15 protein-coding genes and 1 rRNA gene are annotated in these 16,380 nt (G+C 49.5%); 12 read left to right on the top strand and 4 right to left on the bottom strand.

The genetic code is table 11. The features are described from left to right. Positions 1–190: 190 nt before the first annotated feature. A 5S ribosomal RNA gene (rrf, locus tag J5067_RS19605) occupies positions 191–306 on the top strand. A gap of 93 nt (positions 307–399) precedes the next feature. On the opposite strand, the gene mobB is transcribed toward rrf, so the two are convergent. After that, complete coding sequence (mobB, locus tag J5067_RS19600) at positions 400–921, bottom strand: molybdopterin-guanine dinucleotide biosynthesis protein MobB (RefSeq protein ID WP_264651822.1); 522 nt, start codon at positions 919–921, stop codon at positions 400–402. Continuing rightward, positions 914–1,489, bottom strand: a complete 576-nt coding sequence (gene mobA, locus J5067_RS19595; RefSeq protein ID WP_264645322.1) for a molybdenum cofactor guanylyltransferase MobA — start codon at positions 1,487–1,489, stop codon at positions 914–916. The genes mobB and mobA overlap by 8 nt, the downstream gene beginning before the upstream one ends. Before the next feature lie 125 nt (positions 1,490–1,614). Here mobA and J5067_RS19590 point away from each other — a divergent pair, with 125 nt between their 5' ends. The 4 genes from J5067_RS19590 to polA all read left to right on the top strand — a co-directional run bounded on the left by J5067_RS19590 (position 1,615) and on the right by polA (position 6,879). Next, positions 1,615–1,884, top strand: a complete 270-nt coding sequence (locus J5067_RS19590; RefSeq protein WP_195316213.1) for a YihD family protein — start codon at positions 1,615–1,617, stop codon at positions 1,882–1,884. Positions 1,885–1,952: 68 nt separating this feature from the next. Beyond that, positions 1,953–2,939 carry a serine/threonine protein kinase gene (locus J5067_RS19585; RefSeq protein ID WP_264645323.1) on the top strand — a complete coding sequence of 329 codons (987 nt, stop codon included), beginning with the start codon at positions 1,953–1,955 and terminating at the stop codon, positions 2,937–2,939. A 23-nt stretch (positions 2,940–2,962) separates the two neighbouring features. Beyond that, complete coding sequence (gene dsbA / locus J5067_RS19580) at positions 2,963–3,586, top strand: thiol:disulfide interchange protein DsbA (protein WP_264645324.1); 624 nt, start codon at positions 2,963–2,965, stop codon at positions 3,584–3,586. 503 nt (positions 3,587–4,089) lie between these two features. Next, positions 4,090–6,879 carry a DNA polymerase I gene (gene polA, locus J5067_RS19575; protein WP_264651821.1) on the top strand — a complete coding sequence of 930 codons (2,790 nt, stop codon included), beginning with the start codon at positions 4,090–4,092 and terminating at the stop codon, positions 6,877–6,879. A gap of 344 nt (positions 6,880–7,223) precedes the next feature. Here the strand turns inward: polA and yihA are convergent, their stop codons facing one another. After that, positions 7,224–7,832: a ribosome biogenesis GTP-binding protein YihA/YsxC gene (gene yihA, locus J5067_RS19570; RefSeq protein ID WP_264645513.1), complete on the bottom strand. Its 609-nt coding sequence runs from the start codon at positions 7,830–7,832 to the stop codon at positions 7,224–7,226. A 234-nt stretch (positions 7,833–8,066) separates the two neighbouring features. Between yihA and yihI the strand changes: the two genes are divergently transcribed. The 4 genes from yihI to J5067_RS19550 all read left to right on the top strand — a co-directional run bounded on the left by yihI (position 8,067) and on the right by J5067_RS19550 (position 11,473). Then, the gene (yihI, locus tag J5067_RS19565) at positions 8,067–8,642 is read left to right on the top strand and encodes a Der GTPase-activating protein YihI (protein ID WP_264645326.1); all 576 of its coding nucleotides are present in this window, start codon (positions 8,067–8,069) and stop codon (positions 8,640–8,642) included. Positions 8,643–8,645: 3 nt separating this feature from the next. Further along, complete coding sequence (locus J5067_RS19560) at positions 8,646–8,822, top strand: high mobility group protein Z (RefSeq protein WP_264645327.1); 177 nt, start codon at positions 8,646–8,648, stop codon at positions 8,820–8,822. A gap of 4 nt (positions 8,823–8,826) precedes the next feature. After that, the gene (hemN, locus tag J5067_RS19555) at positions 8,827–10,200 is read left to right on the top strand and encodes an oxygen-independent coproporphyrinogen III oxidase (protein WP_264651820.1); all 1,374 of its coding nucleotides are present in this window, start codon (positions 8,827–8,829) and stop codon (positions 10,198–10,200) included. A 550-nt stretch (positions 10,201–10,750) separates the two neighbouring features. Then, positions 10,751–11,473 carry a LuxR family transcriptional regulator gene (locus J5067_RS19550; RefSeq protein ID WP_319802401.1) on the top strand — a complete coding sequence of 241 codons (723 nt, stop codon included), beginning with the start codon at positions 10,751–10,753 and terminating at the stop codon, positions 11,471–11,473. On the opposite strand, the gene J5067_RS19545 is transcribed toward J5067_RS19550, so the two are convergent. Next, positions 11,474–12,118, bottom strand: coding sequence for an acyl-homoserine-lactone synthase (locus J5067_RS19545; RefSeq protein WP_264651819.1), 645 nt, complete (start codon positions 12,116–12,118; stop codon positions 11,474–11,476). 730 nt (positions 12,119–12,848) lie between these two features. Here J5067_RS19545 and J5067_RS19540 point away from each other — a divergent pair. From J5067_RS19540 to J5067_RS19530, 3 genes are read left to right on the top strand one after another with little or no spacing between them, the layout of a single operon-like run. Further along, positions 12,849–13,256, top strand: coding sequence for a biopolymer transporter ExbD (locus J5067_RS19540; protein ID WP_264627500.1), 408 nt, complete (start codon positions 12,849–12,851; stop codon positions 13,254–13,256). A 1-nt stretch (position 13,257) separates the two neighbouring features. Next, positions 13,258–14,010 carry an energy transducer TonB gene (locus J5067_RS19535; protein ID WP_264627499.1) on the top strand — a complete coding sequence of 251 codons (753 nt, stop codon included), beginning with the start codon at positions 13,258–13,260 and terminating at the stop codon, positions 14,008–14,010. 38 nt (positions 14,011–14,048) lie between these two features. After that, entirely contained in the window at positions 14,049–16,292 is a 2,244-nt protein-coding gene (locus J5067_RS19530; protein ID WP_264627498.1) for a TonB-dependent receptor, read from the top strand. Positions 16,293–16,380 lie beyond the last annotated feature (88 nt).

The following is a 16,380-nucleotide window of genomic DNA, read 5'->3' as shown; positions in this document are numbered from 1 at the left end:
CTGGGTGTGTAAGTGCAGCGATGCATTGAGCTAACCAGTACTAATGACCTGTGAGGCTTAACCTTACAACGCCGAAGGTGTTTTGGTGTTGATTGAGAGAAAAATCGAATCAGAACTCGTAAAGAGATTCAGCTTGTTGACAGATTGGTCTTGCTGGCTCAAAAGAGCGGGTGAGATGAAACAGAATATGCCTGGCGGCGATAGCGCGGTGGTCCCACCTGACCCCATGCCGAACTCAGAAGTGAAACGCCGTAGCGCCGATGGTAGTGTGGGGCTTCCCCATGTGAGAGTAGGGAACTGCCAGGTTTTTATATAAGCTAAGGGGCTGTCCGAAAGGACAGCCCTTTTTGCTGTGCGTGATGTGTAGTGTCAGTCATTTACCATCAGACATGGGTGAATTTACCCGCGGATCCAACCGTCAATAAAGTCAGCCACCTGTTTAGGATCGTTTATATCCAGCCAGGGCAAGGAAAGTTGTCGATCTGCATCATCATCGCTGGCAATCGCAACGGCATAGCTATCTAACAAATCATGCGCGTTCTTGCTCAACCCTCTGCGTGAAAGAACGATCTTAGGCACCTTTTCGTGTCGAAATCCTTCAACCAGCACCAAATCCAGCGTATCAACATCCATTTTGCTCACCATTTCATAGAGATCCACCTCTTCGGCCTTCGGTGTTTCCGTCATCAGCGCCCAGCGCTGGTTACTGGCGACAAGCGTCTGCGCAGCCCCTGCTTTACGCAGCTCATAGCTGTCTTTGCCGGGTTTATCGATATCCATATCATGATGAGTATGCTTGATCACACCAATGCGTAGTCCTTTCTCCTTGAGGAGCGGAATCACGTGGGTGAGCAAGGTGGTTTTCCCGGTACCGCTATAAGCACTAACAGCAAGCAGGCGTGGGTGATGCAACTCAGTCATGTTTGGCCTCTTGCCAATTGGAGAGATCGTCTGGGGTGTTCAGGTTTTGAAATGCCAAAGGGCAATCAGTGAACAGTACGGGAATCGCCTCGATCTCTGCCAGAAATAGCATTAGCTTACGATCGCCACGTTCCAGGTAGGTTTCAAGTTTCGAGATCATGGAGCGATGGATAAGCAACAAGGTTGGATGCTCCCGCTGACCATCGTTTACGTAGGCGGCATAGGCTTGCTGTTTGCCGTGCCACAGTCTCGCCACCATATCGGTGGGTAAATTAGGGACATCACAAGGCGCGAAAACGGCCCATTCAGTCTCGATGGTCTTCAGGCTGGACAAGATGCCTGCCAAAGGACCTGAGAAGCCGTTCGGTAAGTCGCTAAACACGGTGCAGCCACTGTCCTGATAAACAGACTGGTTACGATTGGCATTGATATACACGCGATCCACCTGGGGTTTCAGGCGGGTTAACACGTGTTGATAGAGCGGTATGCCGCGCAACGTTAATAGTCCTTTATCCTGCCCACCCATCCGGCTGGCCTGGCCACCTGCCAGAATGATGCCTGTGATCATGTGATCCCTCTTTGTCGCGCCGCAGAGGCTCTATTCTGGGCAAAATATTTCCTGACGCCAAGCGCTTTCCACCCGTGATTAAGGCTGCTAAGGTGATATCAGTATCTGTATAAGAGGATTAAACCATGAAATGTCATCGCGTTAACGAGTTGGTCGAATTACTGCATCCTGCCTGGCAAAAAGATCCGGACCTGAATCTGGTCCAATTTTTACAAAAACTTGCACAGGAGGCGGGGTTCCAGGGGCAGCTAAGTGAGCTGACAGATGATATCCTGATTTACCATTTGAAAATGCGTGACGCGGATAAAGAGCAGGTCATCCCTGGCTTGAAAAAGGATTATGAAGAAGATTTCAAAACAGCACTGCTGCGTGCCCGGGGTGTTATCAAGGACTGAGGCTTTTATCGATAGGCGCCGCTTTTTCACGCTTATTTTAATTCCTATTGCGAGTAATGATGACGGCTATGCAAAGTTCAGTGTTTAATTTTCAGACGCTGTTTCCCTCGCTGATTATCGATGCGCTTTTTGCGGTAGGTATTCGGGTTGATTCCGGTTTGACGGCGCTCAACAGCTATGAAAACCGGGTTTATCAATTTATGGATGAAGACCGGCGCCGTTTTGTCGTTAAATTCTATCGTCCTGAACGGTGGACGCAGGCGCAGATTCAGGAAGAACACGATTTCGCCCTGGCATTGGTTGAAGATGAGGTGCCCGTTGTGGCACCCGTGAAGCTCAATGGTCAAACGCTGCATTGTTATGATGGATTTTATTTTGCCGTTTTCCCGAGCGTAGGAGGGCGGCAATATGAAATGGACAATGACGATCAGTTGGAAGGCGTTGGCCGTTTTCTCGGGCGTTGGCATCAAACGGGGCAAAAAGGGCTTTTTGTTGCTCGCCCCACCATTGGGGTTGAGGAATATCTCGACAAGCCTTATCAGCTATTGACGCAAACGCAACTTATTCCTGCTGCGCGCCGAGATTCCTTTTTGCAGTCCACCCAGCAACTTATCGAAATGGTAAAACGCTATTGGACACAGGATGCTGCTTTTCTCAGATTGCACGGCGATTGCCATCCTGGAAATATTCTCTGGCGTGACGGCCCGCTATTTGTCGATTTAGATGATGCCCGTAACGGACCTGCGGTGCAGGATTTATGGATGTTGCTTCATGGTGAGCGTCAGGAACAGAGAATTCAACTCGATATTCTGCTTGAAGCTTATAGTGAGTTTATGGCGTTTCAGGAAAAAGAGCTGGCGTTAATTGAGCCGCTTCGAGCGATGCGAATGGTGCATTATTTAGCGTGGATTATTCGCCGTTGGGAAGATCCGGCATTTCCCCCGAGCTTTCCCTGGATAAAAGATGATGATTTCTGGTTCAGGCAAACAGCAATATTTACTGAACAGGTTAAGCTGTTACAGGAGCCTCCTTTACAGCTATTGTCCATGTACTGATGTTTAACGGAGAGACGTGTTATATGAAGAGTGTATTTGCGGCATTAATGGGCATCATGTTGGCCTTCGGTGCATCAGCGGCAGATTTTTCTGATGGAAAACAGTACGTTGAAGTTAATAAACCGGTACCTCAATTACCTCAGGTGCTTGAGTTTTTCTCGTTCTACTGCCCACATTGCTATCAGTTCGCTGAGGTTTACCATATTCCTGAAGCTGTCAGTAAGGTGCTGCCTGCGGATACCAAAATTACCCGTTACCACGTTGATTTTCTCGGGCAGTTTGGCAAAGAACTGACCCAGGCCTGGGCAGTAGCCATCGCCTTGGGTGTAGAAGATAAAATCACCCCGTTAATGTTTGATGCGGTGCAAAAAAGCCAAACGCTGAAAACCACGGATGATATTCGCAAGGTGTTTGTGGCGGCGGGTGTTAAAGCTGAAGATTATGACGGTGCATTGAATAGCTTCGTGGTTAAATCTCTGGTTGCCCAGCAAGAAAAAGCCGCCGCTGATTTGCAACTGCGCGGTGTGCCGGCCATGTTTGTTAATGGCAAATATATGGTGAAAAGCGACGGTTTGGATACCAGCTCAATGGATGCATATGTGAAGCAATATGCTGATGTTGTGAAATTCCTCATCGAGAAAAAATAATACTTTTTGCGTGACTGCGCCTGGTGACAGGCGCAGTTATACCCATCATTTGTGATGTTGTCGGTGCGCTGGCTGTGCTGATTCACCACCAACAGTTACGCCTTGATACGCGCCGTGGGATTACTCACTTTCCGCCTCGCGGCAACTCAAATTATTTAGGGTATATCGCCATAATATATCCCTTTTCCTTTACGCGGGTTTCACGTCGGTGGCGTTTAATAAGCGTTTAAGTAATATCTATCCACAAAAAAAATGTTTTTTGTATTACGGATATTTACCGGGACCATTTTTTTATCTTGCTGAAAAAAATCCATAATATGGGAATCGCTTTTTGATGTAACATCAGCATCATTCTGATTTTCTCTTTCTATGCACAAAGTTATCCACAAGGCCTTTGCTTTGCGTGTGGCAGATTTGCGGTTTTCTATGCGTTAACGTTCGTCTCTTGCTTTGAGCTATGGCATGCTTAGCGCCATGATGGACGACATAGGTCATGACAGAACATGGTTCAGATTCCGCAAAACCCGTTAATTTTGGTCGATGGCTCGTCGTATTTATACCGTGCCTACCACGCATTTCCTCCTTTGACGAACAACGCAGGCGAGCCGACAGGTGCCATGTATGGCGTGCTGAATATGCTGCGCAGCCTGTTGCTTCAGTTCTCCCCCAGCCACGTCGCTGTGGTGTTTGATGCCAAAGGAAAAACGTTCCGCGACGAACTGTTCGAAAACTACAAGGCGCATCGCCCTCCGATGCCGGACGATCTGCGTGCGCAGATTGAGCCGCTGCATGCAATGGTGCGTGCTATGGGGCTGCCGTTGTTGGCCGTCAGCGGTGTGGAAGCGGATGACGTGATCGGTACGCTGGCGCGCCAGGCGGAAAGCGCAGGCACGCCGGTACTGATCAGCACCGGTGATAAAGACATGGCGCAACTGGTTTCACCGACGATCACGCTTATCAACACCATGAACAATACGGTGCTTGGGCCGCAAGAAGTCTGCGACAAATACGGTATTCCGCCGGAGCTGATTATCGATTTTCTGGCCCTGATGGGGGATGCATCGGACAATATTCCCGGTGTGCCGGGCGTGGGTGAAAAGACGGCGCAAGCGTTGCTCCAGGGGCTTGGTGGGCTGGATACCCTGTACGGTAATCTGGATAAGATCGCCACGCTCTCCTTTCGCGGCGCAAAGACCATGGCGCAAAAGCTGGAACAGCATAAAGAAGCGGCATACCTCTCTTATCAACTGGCGACCATCAAAACTGACGTCGAGCTGGAGCTGACCTGCACTGAGCTGACGGTGAATGAACCGGATGTGGATGCACTGCACGGGCTGTTTAAGCGCTATGATTTCAAACGCTGGATGGCTGATGTTGAAGGCGGCACCTGGATGCAGGGGCGCAAAGGGCAATCTCAGGTTTCGCAGCCAACAACACCCACGGTACAAGCGCAACCGCAAGCGGAAGCAACGGTTGCCTTGAGCCGCGAAGGTTATGTCACTATTCAGGATGAAGAGACCTTACAGTCGTGGATTGCTCGTATCCAAAAGGCAGGAGAGTTTGCGTTTGATACGGAAACGGATGGTCTGGATACGCTGAGCGCCAATCTGATTGGTATGTCATTTGCGGTGACGGCGGGGGAAGCGGCGTATCTGCCGCTGGCGCACGATTATCTGGATGCACCGGATCAAATCGACAGAGCACGCGCGTTGGAATTGCTTAAACCCCTGCTGGAAGACAGCGCGCTGCGCAAAATTGGGCAGAACCTGAAGTTCGATCAGGGCGTGATGAAACGCTATGACATTGAGCTGCGTGGCATTGCGTATGACACCATGGTGGAGTCTTACGTGCTAAACAGCGTGGCGGGCCGTCATGATATGGACAGCCTTGCCGAACGTTACCTGCAACATAAAACCATTTCGTTTGAAGAGATTGCGGGTAAGGGCAAGAACCAGCTTACCTTTAATCAGATTCCCGTTGAGCAAGCCAGCACCTATGCCGCAGAAGATGCGGATGTCACTTTGCATTTGCATCAAACCCTGTGGGAAAAGCTGCAACAGCATGGGGAACTGGTGACGGTGTTCCGTGATATCGATATGCCGTTGGTGCCGGTGCTGTCTCGCATTGAACGCCAGGGCGTGTTGATTGATGCCGGCATTTTGGCGCAACATTCTCAGGAATTGACGGCGCGCCTGGCCGAGCTTGAAACTGAAGTGCATGAAATGGCCGGTGAAGCGTTTAATCTTGCTTCCACCAAGCAGTTGCAGGGGATCTTATACGATAAGCTGAAGCTGCCGGTGTTAAAGAAAACGCCGAAAGGAGCGCCTTCCACCAATGAAGAAGTGTTAGAAGAGTTGGCGCATGACTATCCGCTGCCCAAACGTATTCTGGAATATCGTGGGCTGGCGAAACTGAAATCGACTTACACCGACAAGCTGCCGCTGATGATCAATCCGCTGACCCAGCGGGTGCACACCTCATACCATCAAGCGGTCACGGCGACCGGGCGTCTTTCCTCCAGCGATCCCAACCTGCAAAACATCCCGGTACGCAACGACGAAGGGCGGCGCATCCGTCAGGCGTTTATTGCCCCTGAAGGGTATCGCATCGTGGCGGCGGACTACTCACAGATTGAGTTGCGCATTATGGCGCACCTTTCCGGTGATGCTGGGCTGCTCAACGCGTTTGCCGAGGGGTTGGACATTCACCGCGCTACCGCCGCAGAAGTTTTTGGTTTGCCGCTGGAGAACGTCACGGGAGAGCAGCGCCGTAGCGCCAAGGCCATCAACTTTGGTTTGATTTATGGCATGAGCGCCTTCGGCCTGTCACGCCAGTTGGGTATTCCCCGCGCCGAGTCGCAGCGCTATATGAACCTCTATTTTGAGCGCTATCCTGGCGTGCAGGAGTACATGGAAAGAACCCGTCAGGAAGCCGCCGAGAAAGGGTTCGTGCAGACGCTGGATGGACGCCGTCTCTATTTGCCGGATATTCACGCACGCAATGCGATGAGTCGCAAGGCGGCGGAACGTGCCGCGATTAACGCCCCAATGCAGGGTACTGCTGCCGATATCATCAAGAAGGCGATGATTGCGATCGATAGTTGGCTACAGCAAGAGCAGCCGCAGGTGAATATGATCATGCAGGTACACGATGAATTGGTGTTTGAAGTACATGAGTCGGTGCTGGATGCGGCAAAACAAAAGATCGTTACCCTGATGGAAGGTTGTATGTCACTAAACGTTCCGCTGCGCGTGGATGTGGGTGAAGGTAAAAACTGGGATGAGGCGCATTAATGTACAGAAAAACAGGATGTTGCAACTGAACATTAAATGCGCATTACGTTATTCATTTCTGTAATTAAACTACAGGATTGGGTGACTTGCTTTGACTTTGTGTGAGCCATAGCCATTTTTTATGAAACTAAACAACAAAAAAACCTTTGTTCTGACGAAAAAATAGGGTAGAGTTAACGACGTAGGGTACAGAGGTAAGATGTTCTATCTTTCAGACCTTTTACTTCACGTAATCGGATTTGGCTGAATATTAGCCGCCCCGGTCACTTCGGTGACTGGGGCGTTTTTTATTGGGCGCGAGTCAAAAAACGCCGCAAGATCGCTAACGATCGCGGCGGTTAATCTTAATTATCAGCATCGTCTTGCATTGAGGGACGGGTGTTGAACCACAGATCGAGTTTTTGACGCAGTTTATCCACCCCTTCTTTTTTCAAGGAGGAGAAGGCTTCAACCTGAATATCCCCGCCAAACGCTAGCACGGCTTCACGCACGGCATTCAGTTGAGCTTTACGCGCACCGGAAGCCAGTTTATCGGATTTGGTGAGCAGAATGAGCACCGGCAGTTCCACAGCCACGGCCCATTCAATCATTTGCTGATCGAGATCTTTCAGCGGATGACGGATATCCATCAACACCACCAGTCCTTGCAGACAGGCGCGTTTTTGCAGATATTCCCCCAGCGCTTTCTGCCATTTGCGCTTCATCTCCTCCGGAACTTCGGCATAGCCATAGCCGGGGAGGTCAACCAGGCGCACGCCGTCTGTGACTTCAAACAGGTTGATAAGCTGGGTTCGTCCCGGTGTTTTACTGGTGCGCGCCAGGCTTTTTTGGTTGGTCAGCGTGTTCAGGGCGCTGGATTTTCCTGCGTTGGAACGTCCGGCGAACGCCACTTCGATACCGCTATCGGCAGGCAGGTGACGAATATCGGGCGCGCTGATGACAAAATGCGTCATATTGTAGTTATGCGTCACGTTCGTGTTCTGTTGTTCGGTCACAATGGTTATCTCTGTCTGGATAGGGGGCTTTGGGTCTATTATACCTATAACTGACCCGAAACGCGGGGTTATCGGTGCCAGCTTTTGTTGCACAAGGCGAATTCGCCTAATGGCCGCACCGGCCCTTTTTTATTGCTGGCCTTTCTGCTAGATTCCGCCGCAATTATCTTCTGTTTACCTGAGAGTGTTGTTATGAAACAGCCGGTGAAAAATCCGGGCTCCAAAGCCCCAGGCGCGAAGGCGTCAACGTCTAAAGTGAAGAGGAAAACCCGCGACGAGCTTAATAGCGAAGGCCGGGAACGTAAACGTCAGAAAAAACACAGTGGTCGTACCGCGGGCAGCCGTGCAAACCCAGCGGTGGATGCCGCAAAGCAATCCGGTCAGGGGAAAAAAAGCGACCCGCGCATCGGCAGCAAAAAACCTGTCGCGCTGACGGTCAGTGATGAACAGTCACAAGCCACTAAACCGCAAAATGCTCATACACAACGTACTCAACCTAAAGCAGAAACCGTAGTCGAAACGCGCTTGACCCCAGAGCAGGAACTGGCTCTGCTGGAGAATGACGATCGCCTCGATGCGTTGCTGGAGCGTCTGGATAACGGTGAGACGCTGAGCAAAGACGAGCAGAAATGGGTTGATAGCACGCTCGATCGTATCAATGCCTTGATGGATGAGCTGGGCATTGAAATGGATGACGAGGAAGAGGAAGCGCAGCAGGAAGACATGATGCAGATCCTCAAACGTAATAACCCGAAAGACGTATTCTGATAGATGAAAGGGCTACTGTCTCTCATCTTGGTGTTGGTTGTCTGTTATCTGCTGTGTCTGTTGGTTAAACTGTGGCTGCTTTCCCGGCGTAAAACGCGAATACAGCGCGCCGTGTTCGGGACAGGGCAGCGCAAGCTGCCGCTGAAAAGCGCTGTCGGGAAATACAAGCGGAAGGAGTAACAGCATGCAAGATCAACACGTCGATTGGGATTTAGCCCTGATTCAAAAATACAACTATTCCGGGCCGCGTTACACCTCGTATCCCACGGCGCTTGAGTTTAACGAACAGTATGATGATGCGGCATTCCGTCAGGCGATAGCGCGTTATCCAGAGCGGCCGCTGTCGCTGTATGTTCATATCCCGTTTTGTCATCGCCTGTGCTATTTCTGCGGTTGCAACAAGCTGGTGACGCGCCAGCAGCACAAAGCCGAAGAGTATCTTGATGTGCTGGCCGTGGAGATTCGCCAGCGCGCGCCGCTGTTCGCCGGGCGTATCGTCACGCAACTGCACTGGGGCGGCGGCACGCCTACCTATCTCAATAAAGATCAAATCAGCCGACTGATGGCGCTGTTGCGCGAAAATTTCCAGTTTGCGGATGAGGTGGAAACCTCGCTGGAGGTCGATCCGCGTGAAATCGAGCTGGATATTCTCGATCACCTGCGTGCGGAAGGGTTTAATCGCCTAAGCATGGGCGTGCAGGATTTCAACAAGGAAGTGCAACGCCTGGTGAATCGAGAGCAAGATGAGGCTTTTATCTTTGCGCTGATTGAACGCGCCAAGGCGCTTGGCTTTACCTCCACCAATATCGACCTTATTTACGGCTTGCCGAAACAGACGCCGGAAAGTTTCGCTTTCACCCTGCAACGCGTGGCTGAGTTAAGCCCGCACCGCCTCAGCGTGTTCAACTACGCCCATTTGCCGACACTGTTTGCTGCCCAGCGTAAAATCAAAGATGCGGATTTGCCGAGCCCAGCGCAAAAGCTGGAGATTCTGCGCCAAACCATCACCACGCTTACCCAATCGGGCTATCAGTTTATCGGTATGGATCACTTTGCTCGCCCGGACGATGAGCTGGCGCTGGCACAACGTGCCGGTAAATTGCACCGTAACTTTCAGGGTTACACCACGCAGGGTGACACCGACCTGCTGGGCATGGGGGTGTCGGCGATCAGCATGATTGGTGACAGTTACGCGCAAAATGAAAAAGTGCTGAAAACCTACTACGAAAAGGTGGGTGAACAGGGTAATGCGCTATGGCGCGGCTTGCGCTTGACGCACGATGACTGCATTCGCCGCGATGTGATCAAAAGTATTATCTGTAATTTCCGTCTGGACTACGCGGCGATTGAAGCGGATTACGGCATCGATTGCCGTCTCTATTTCGCAGAAGATTTACGCCTGCTGGCACCGCTGGTGCAGGATGGCCTGGCTGAATTGCACCCTACGGGGATCGTGGTGACACCGAAAGGCCGCTTGTTGATTCGCAATATCTGCATGTGCTTTGACAGCTATCTGCGTGCTAAAGCACGGACGCAACAGTTCTCGCGTGTAATTTGACGGTGTTTGTGACGGTAATTGCCTACATTAGCGACAATTACCGATTATGTCATGTACAGCATTGTAGAATATCAAAAAAATTGTACGTTTTTAAATTTTGCACTTATCTTACCATTCACACATCTGAGGTTATTAGATTTTTTCCCTCATTTAACTGATTGGGTGGTGGGCAAATCAGCGCTTTGTTCTCCCGTTGCAGAAGGGGGGGCTAGCGATGTATTTTTACTGGTAAAAAATAACAGTAACATGCTTATAATTCTGAAGTCTGAGCACCCTCAATTTAATATTTATACTGAGGGTGTGCATTCCCTGGTGCTTAGCTATCGGTTTTTCTAACCCTCTGTGGTCGGGGTTTTTAGTAACTGTCAGTGATAAGTACCTCATTATTCCAAATAGAGTAATACAAATAACTGGAAAAATAATCAGGCCATAAGTACAGTTCACTGGCTGTATCTTATACCTGTACCCAAACTGATACAAAAGCGGTCATAATTTTCCATATGCGATATATTATTGAAGGTATACTATTTACACTTACAAGGATGTTGCTATGTTAATGAAAAGTGAATGTGATGTTGAGGGGATTATAAAAAACCAGCTTGAAGCAACGTTAAATACCCTTGAGACATTTACGTGGGCGTATGTGGTCCTATCCAAAAAAGATATGTCATGTATCTTTGGTGTAACAAACTATCCAGATGAATGGGTCAAACATTACCGAGAAAATGGGCTTCAGTACACGGATCCTGTGGTAATTACTGCGCTGAAAAGGTTAACCCCTTTTCCTTGGAATGAAAAACTGATGGTTCATTCAGGGTATGACTTTGCAGAACTTTTCAACCAAGCCAGTGAATATGAGGTAGTCGATGGCTATACGTTTGTCTTGCATGACTATAACAATAATCTTGTGACCTTATCTTTTATTATCCCCTCTGAACGCAAGACAAGAATAATGCAAACGCTTTTGCAGAATAGAGGAGATATCTCCATATTGTTGGCATCAGTACACGAAACGTACCTGACGTTAACATCATTCTCTGAAAAAAAAACTGAGGATTCCAATAAAGCTAACCGACTCACTAACAGGGAAAATGAAATTCTCTACTGGACAAGTGTCGGTAAAACATATCAAGAAACGGGAATTATTCTTGGCATAAAAGTGCGCACCGTTAAGTTCCATATGTTAAATATTGTAAAAAAAATGGGCGTTGCCAATGCCCGGCATGCTGTGCGTCTTGGCGTAGAGCTTCGGCTGATTCAACCGGTTAAGTAATTATAACTCAGCTATAAACGACAATGGCCATTCGTTCAATACGTTTTCAAACTGACTGTTGTCCTTACGTAATATTCTGTCTTTTAGCTCTTTCTGACTCGTTAGATCGATATGACCCAGTAGCAGATAGACAGGTTCATCTTTCTCAGAAACCCCGGTTTCCAGTACTGTAACATTCCAGCCTGATTTTCGGATGATGCTCATCATTGGGTGACTTGCAACAGCCAGAATACCGTCATAATGGTGACGCTGGGCATAGTTAATCAATGAGAGAAATAAGGCCAGAGTAATAGAGGACCTGTTACCAAGAAGTGAACTAACCCTATCTTTATCAACAAAAAAACGGGTTGACTCAATGAACTTTCCTTCTGGTAAGTTTACTCTTTTAAAGAAAGATGAAAACGTATCATTCAGCATATTATGGTGCTTGATATCTATAATTCTTGTGCCACAGATGATAACTCCATTTTTTATGCCAAATATGTAATCTGTTTTTTCATTGTCAAATGAATCAAACTCTTTCCCATCAAAACAACCCACATCCCATTGAAGACGATCTTTAAATATATTTTTACGTAAAGAAAATAAATCTTCAGAATTTTCCTTGCTCAAGGATAAATAATTAACAATGTAAATATTAAACATAATGTCACCTGTATCAATGTGTAAAATGATTAAGTTCGGTAACATCAGTGAAGCTTTTCCAGTTGCATGCCGGGACTGAGTAATAATAGTTTTTTTAATTTTTCATTCCTACTAAAATAATTGATGGGAATAAATTGAGAAGGGATGGTTACTTACGCTATTTTTTCATTTTTATCTTTTTGTTTCGAGTTTTACTCTAAAAAATAATATTATTTGGTTTTTTATAATGGTTATAATCAAGTTGTTAGATAATTAATGATAATTAAGGTGTGGTTGAGTCGCGTAATATCTGTATTCGTAATATATATAAGAAATAAGATAGTATTAAGAAAGTGTAAAATACTCCAAAACTGTCATAAAGTTAATGTATTGTTATTGGGTTTTTATTTCTACGCCTCTCTCGCCCCTTCATGCTTCCTCCGTTTTCAACTGATTCAACCGCTCCCACAAGATAAAGTTCAGCAGCTCTTTGGACAAATACACGCGCACCCTTTCGGATATTCCCCTCACCTGTAAGAAAAATATCAAAATCATGTCATATTGAAAGAATCACACCAAAAAACCATCCGTAATGAAAAAATAATCACATAAGTGTAAACAAATTTAAATATGCGCTCTCTATAGTGGCCGCTTTGCTTTGGCTGCTAACCATTCCGTGGTGGCTGCCATCTTTGGGGACCCAATCATCCTTGCGCGTCATCGCCGCACGCCAACGATGGGAAGAGAGAACATGCGAAACTGGAATGAACCAAAAAGAAACAAAGCCCATATCGAGTTGATCCCAATGATCGACGTTATGATGTTTTTACTGGTGTTTTTCGTCCTGATCAGTATCAACGTCCTTCCTGCTACGGGGTTGAAAACCCAGCTTCCCTCTGCCAGCAGCGCCCAACAGCTAAAACCTCAGAAAAAAGCCATCGTCACCTTGGGTGAACAAGACCAACTGCAACTGGATGGTTCACCTATCCAGATTACCGATTTGGTCAGCACCTTAAAACAGCAGCAACAGGCCGGAGAGACCACCACCATTATCGTTAACAGCGATAAGCAGGTGGCGGTTGAGCGCCTGGTCGCGGTGATGGATACCCTGCGTCAAGGTGGGTTTACCTCGGTTTCAATCGCAACGCGGAAGCAGTGACATGTATTGGTTTTATCGTTCACGTCATGCCATCAGCTGGTTGCCGCTGCCCGTGGTGGCTGCCTGTCTGATGGTGATGACACAGCAAAGCTCGCTCAAGGTACAGCCCCAGTATGACGACAGCGTCATGGAACTGTCGCTCGCCGATCTCACACCGCCTGCGCCGCCAGAAGAGGTCGTTCCTCCAGAGCCGGAAATGCCCCCCGAGGAAACGTTGCCAGAACCGGAGCCAGAGCCGGTCGAGACGCCGGAACCGATCGTTGAGGCACCGCCGCCGAAGCCCGAACCGAAGCCGGAGCCCAAACCCGAGCCTAAACCGGTGCCCAAGCCAAAGCCTGCTCCAGCGCCGCGCCCGGTGCCCGTTGCCTCGCCCGTGAAAGCTGCCGTGGTAAAAGCTCCCGCGCCAGCCCCCGCTGTGCCCGCGCTTGCGCCGCCGAAAGTGAACGTACAGGCGTTGGAAAACAGCTACATCCAGGCGCTGCGTGGCCAGATTGAGCAGCTAAAACGTTACCCAACGGGGCGTCAGGCGTCATTGGAGCGTCCGGAAGGAAACGTCGAAATCTGGCTGGAGGTCGATCGCAACGGCCGCGTGCTCAACAGCGGCATTAACCAGAAAGCCGCCAGCATGCTGCTCAACCGGGCGGCAACCAGCACGTTACAGAGCATCACGCAGGTCAGGCCATTTCCGGCAGACGCGTTTGCCGGGCAAAACACCAAACGTTTTTTAGCCACATTCCACTATCAAGCGCAGTGAGCGCCTATACACAACATTGAATCAGGGTGATTAACACAATGAAATTATTCACAGTTTCAAGGATATCTCTCTCTGTCGCGGCCGCGTTATGGTCGGGAACCGTGCTGGCAAACGATGCAACAGACATCGGCGCCATTCAGGTTAAAGGTGCGCCGTTGGGCGAGGGGATGATGATTCAGGAAGAGAGTGCGAAATCCCGCTCGACGGTAACCAAAGAAGCGATGGATAAGATGCCCGCCACCGGTAACGCCATCGATAAGCTGAAATACACCGCTGGCCTGAATGTCAGCAGTAATGACTCTACCGGCCTGAGCGGTATCGATTACACCATGCGCGGCATGAGCAACGACCAGATCGGCCTTTCGATTGATGGCATCCCGATGAACGATTCGGGCAGCTATAGCGTGTATGCCAACCAGTTGGGCGATGCGGCAAACCTTGAGCAGATTTTCGTGACCCAGGGTTCTTCAGAAATGAACGGTCCGCACATCGGCTCCAGCGGCGGCAATATCGGTCTGGTCACGAAACGCCCCGCGAAAGAGTTTGGCGGATTTATCGAACAGACCTTTGGCAGCAACAACCTGAGCAAATCACTGATTCGTTTGGAAACCGGGCTGCACGACGGCTTCAGCAGTTGGTTATCCTACTCGTATACCGATGCCGATAAGTGGCGTGGCAAAGGGGCCACCCGCTCTAACAAGCTGGAATGGAACGGCCTGTATGAAGATGACAACGGTAACAGCAGCAACCTGCTGGTTAAGTACAACAAGCAGGATATGAATAACTACAACACGCTGAGCAAAAGCACTTTCCTGAACCAAGGGCGCTACGTCGATTACCCGACAACGCCGGAATATAACAGCCGCGGCCAGCTCTCACGTTACTACAAGATTAACCGTAACCCGTTCGAAAGCCTGAACCTTACCTTCACGCAGAAACTGCAACTGCGCGATAACCTGTCGCTGACGCTGCAACCCTATTACTACTGGGGCAACGGCGGCAGTTTCAGCGGCCAGTCGGCCTCTACGCTTTCTTCCACCACCAGCGATAAATCGGGCAGTTACGATCTCAGTAACCTGAGCAGCAATACCTACTATCGACCTTCCTGGACGGAAACCTGGCGTCCGGGCATCACCAACACCCTGAAATGGGATCTCAATGACCAGCACAGTCTGGATATCGGTTACTGGTTTGAACGTGCCCGCCAACGTCAGACGCAGCCTTATATCGGCATTAACGCTGACGGTAACCCGGCCGATCTTTCCGGCAAACCCAACGGCTCGCATTTGGTGAAAGATGCCAATGGCAAAGTGATCCAGGGGCGTAATCAGTTCACTGTGACGCCGGTGCATAAGTTCTGGTTACAAGATACCTGGTTTGTTTCCCCTGACTGGACGCTAGCTGGCGGCCTGGCCTGGCAGCACGTGAAACGCGACGGGCACGATCTGGGTAGCTTGAGTTCGGTGGAAGAGAAAAAGGCGCGCACCTATAAAGAGTTCCTGCCGAGCTTCAGTGCTGCGTACAAAATTAACCCCGAGAATCAGGTGTTTTACAGCCTGACGCGCAATATGCGCACGCCGCCTAACTACGTGCTCTACAACCTGGGTGATTCGATCAACACCAAACCTGAATTGAGCTGGAACCACGAACTGGGTTGGCGCTTCCAGGGGCAAGACGTGATGTTGAGCACCTCTTTGTTCTACATCGCGTTTACCGATCGTCAGATCTCCAGCCGCAACGTTGATGGCGAATACGAGATGATCAACGCCGGTAAAGTGGAGAACAAAGGTATCGAGACGGAACTGAGTGGAAAACTGCCGCATAACTTCAATTATTTTGCCTCTTACACCTATACCGATTCCAAGCAGCGGGACGATATCTCGACCAACGGTTCCACGCTGCCAACCACCGGCAAACGTTCCGCCAATACGCCGAAGAACATGCTCAATCTGGGCGTGGGTTATGACGACAGTCGCTACTACGCAGGCATCAATGGCCGTTATACCGGTGCATTTTACGGTGATATGACCAACGATGAGAAAATTGGCGGGCGTACCGTGGTCGATCTCAATGCCGGCATTCACTTGCCGGTAGACAAAAAGATCATCAAAAGCGCCACGCTGCGTTTCAACGTTAACAACGTGTTTGATAAGGAATATCTGGATTCCGCACGCACCGTGGTCTTCAACGCCGCGGGGCACAACGGCGTTCGTGCCAGCACGCCTTATTACAATGTGGGTGAAGAGCGCACCTTTAGCGTGTCGCTGGACGCCACCTTCTAATTGCTCGCAAACCTGATATCCCCTGACGGAATTTATCCGCAGGGGAATGGCTTATCACCGTCACGCGCTTGCCAGGGCGTGACACGCA

It is taken from the genome of Candidatus Symbiopectobacterium sp. NZEC151, from assembly GCF_025962655.1.
Lineage (GTDB): Bacteria > Pseudomonadota > Gammaproteobacteria > Enterobacterales > Enterobacteriaceae > Symbiopectobacterium.
The sequence above is the reverse complement of the archived record's forward strand: the minus strand, read 5'-3'. Positions and strand labels throughout refer to the sequence as shown.

What these genes read in the sequence shown, in the direction of transcription:
- J5067_RS19585 (WP_264645323.1), top strand. Translation starts at nt 1,953, where the DNA reads ATGCAAAGTTCAGTGTTTAATTTTCAGACGCTGTTTCCCTCGCTGATT.
- dsbA (WP_264645324.1), top strand. Translation starts at nt 2,963, where the DNA reads ATGAAGAGTGTATTTGCGGCATTAATGGGCATCATGTTGGCCTTCGGT.
- polA (WP_264651821.1), top strand. Translation starts at nt 4,090, where the DNA reads ATGGTTCAGATTCCGCAAAACCCGTTAATTTTGGTCGATGGCTCGTCG.
- J5067_RS19545 (WP_264651819.1), bottom strand. Translation starts at nt 12,118, where the DNA reads ATGTTTAATATTTACATTGTTAATTATTTATCCTTGAGCAAGGAAAAT.
- yihI (WP_264645326.1), top strand. Translation starts at nt 8,067, where the DNA reads ATGAAACAGCCGGTGAAAAATCCGGGCTCCAAAGCCCCAGGCGCGAAG.
- J5067_RS19560 (WP_264645327.1), top strand. Translation starts at nt 8,646, where the DNA reads ATGAAAGGGCTACTGTCTCTCATCTTGGTGTTGGTTGTCTGTTATCTG.
- J5067_RS19540 (WP_264627500.1), top strand. Translation starts at nt 12,849, where the DNA reads ATGCGAAACTGGAATGAACCAAAAAGAAACAAAGCCCATATCGAGTTG.
- yihA (WP_264645513.1), bottom strand. Translation starts at nt 7,832, where the DNA reads ATGACGCATTTTGTCATCAGCGCGCCCGATATTCGTCACCTGCCTGCC.
- hemN (WP_264651820.1), top strand. Translation starts at nt 8,827, where the DNA reads ATGCAAGATCAACACGTCGATTGGGATTTAGCCCTGATTCAAAAATAC.
- J5067_RS19530 (WP_264627498.1), top strand. Translation starts at nt 14,049, where the DNA reads ATGAAATTATTCACAGTTTCAAGGATATCTCTCTCTGTCGCGGCCGCG.
- mobB (WP_264651822.1), bottom strand. Translation starts at nt 921, where the DNA reads ATGACTGAGTTGCATCACCCACGCCTGCTTGCTGTTAGTGCTTATAGC.
- J5067_RS19590 (WP_195316213.1), top strand. Translation starts at nt 1,615, where the DNA reads ATGAAATGTCATCGCGTTAACGAGTTGGTCGAATTACTGCATCCTGCC.
- J5067_RS19535 (WP_264627499.1), top strand. Translation starts at nt 13,258, where the DNA reads ATGTATTGGTTTTATCGTTCACGTCATGCCATCAGCTGGTTGCCGCTG.
- mobA (WP_264645322.1), bottom strand. Translation starts at nt 1,489, where the DNA reads ATGATCACAGGCATCATTCTGGCAGGTGGCCAGGCCAGCCGGATGGGT.
- J5067_RS19550 (WP_319802401.1), top strand. Translation starts at nt 10,751, where the DNA reads ATGTTAATGAAAAGTGAATGTGATGTTGAGGGGATTATAAAAAACCAG.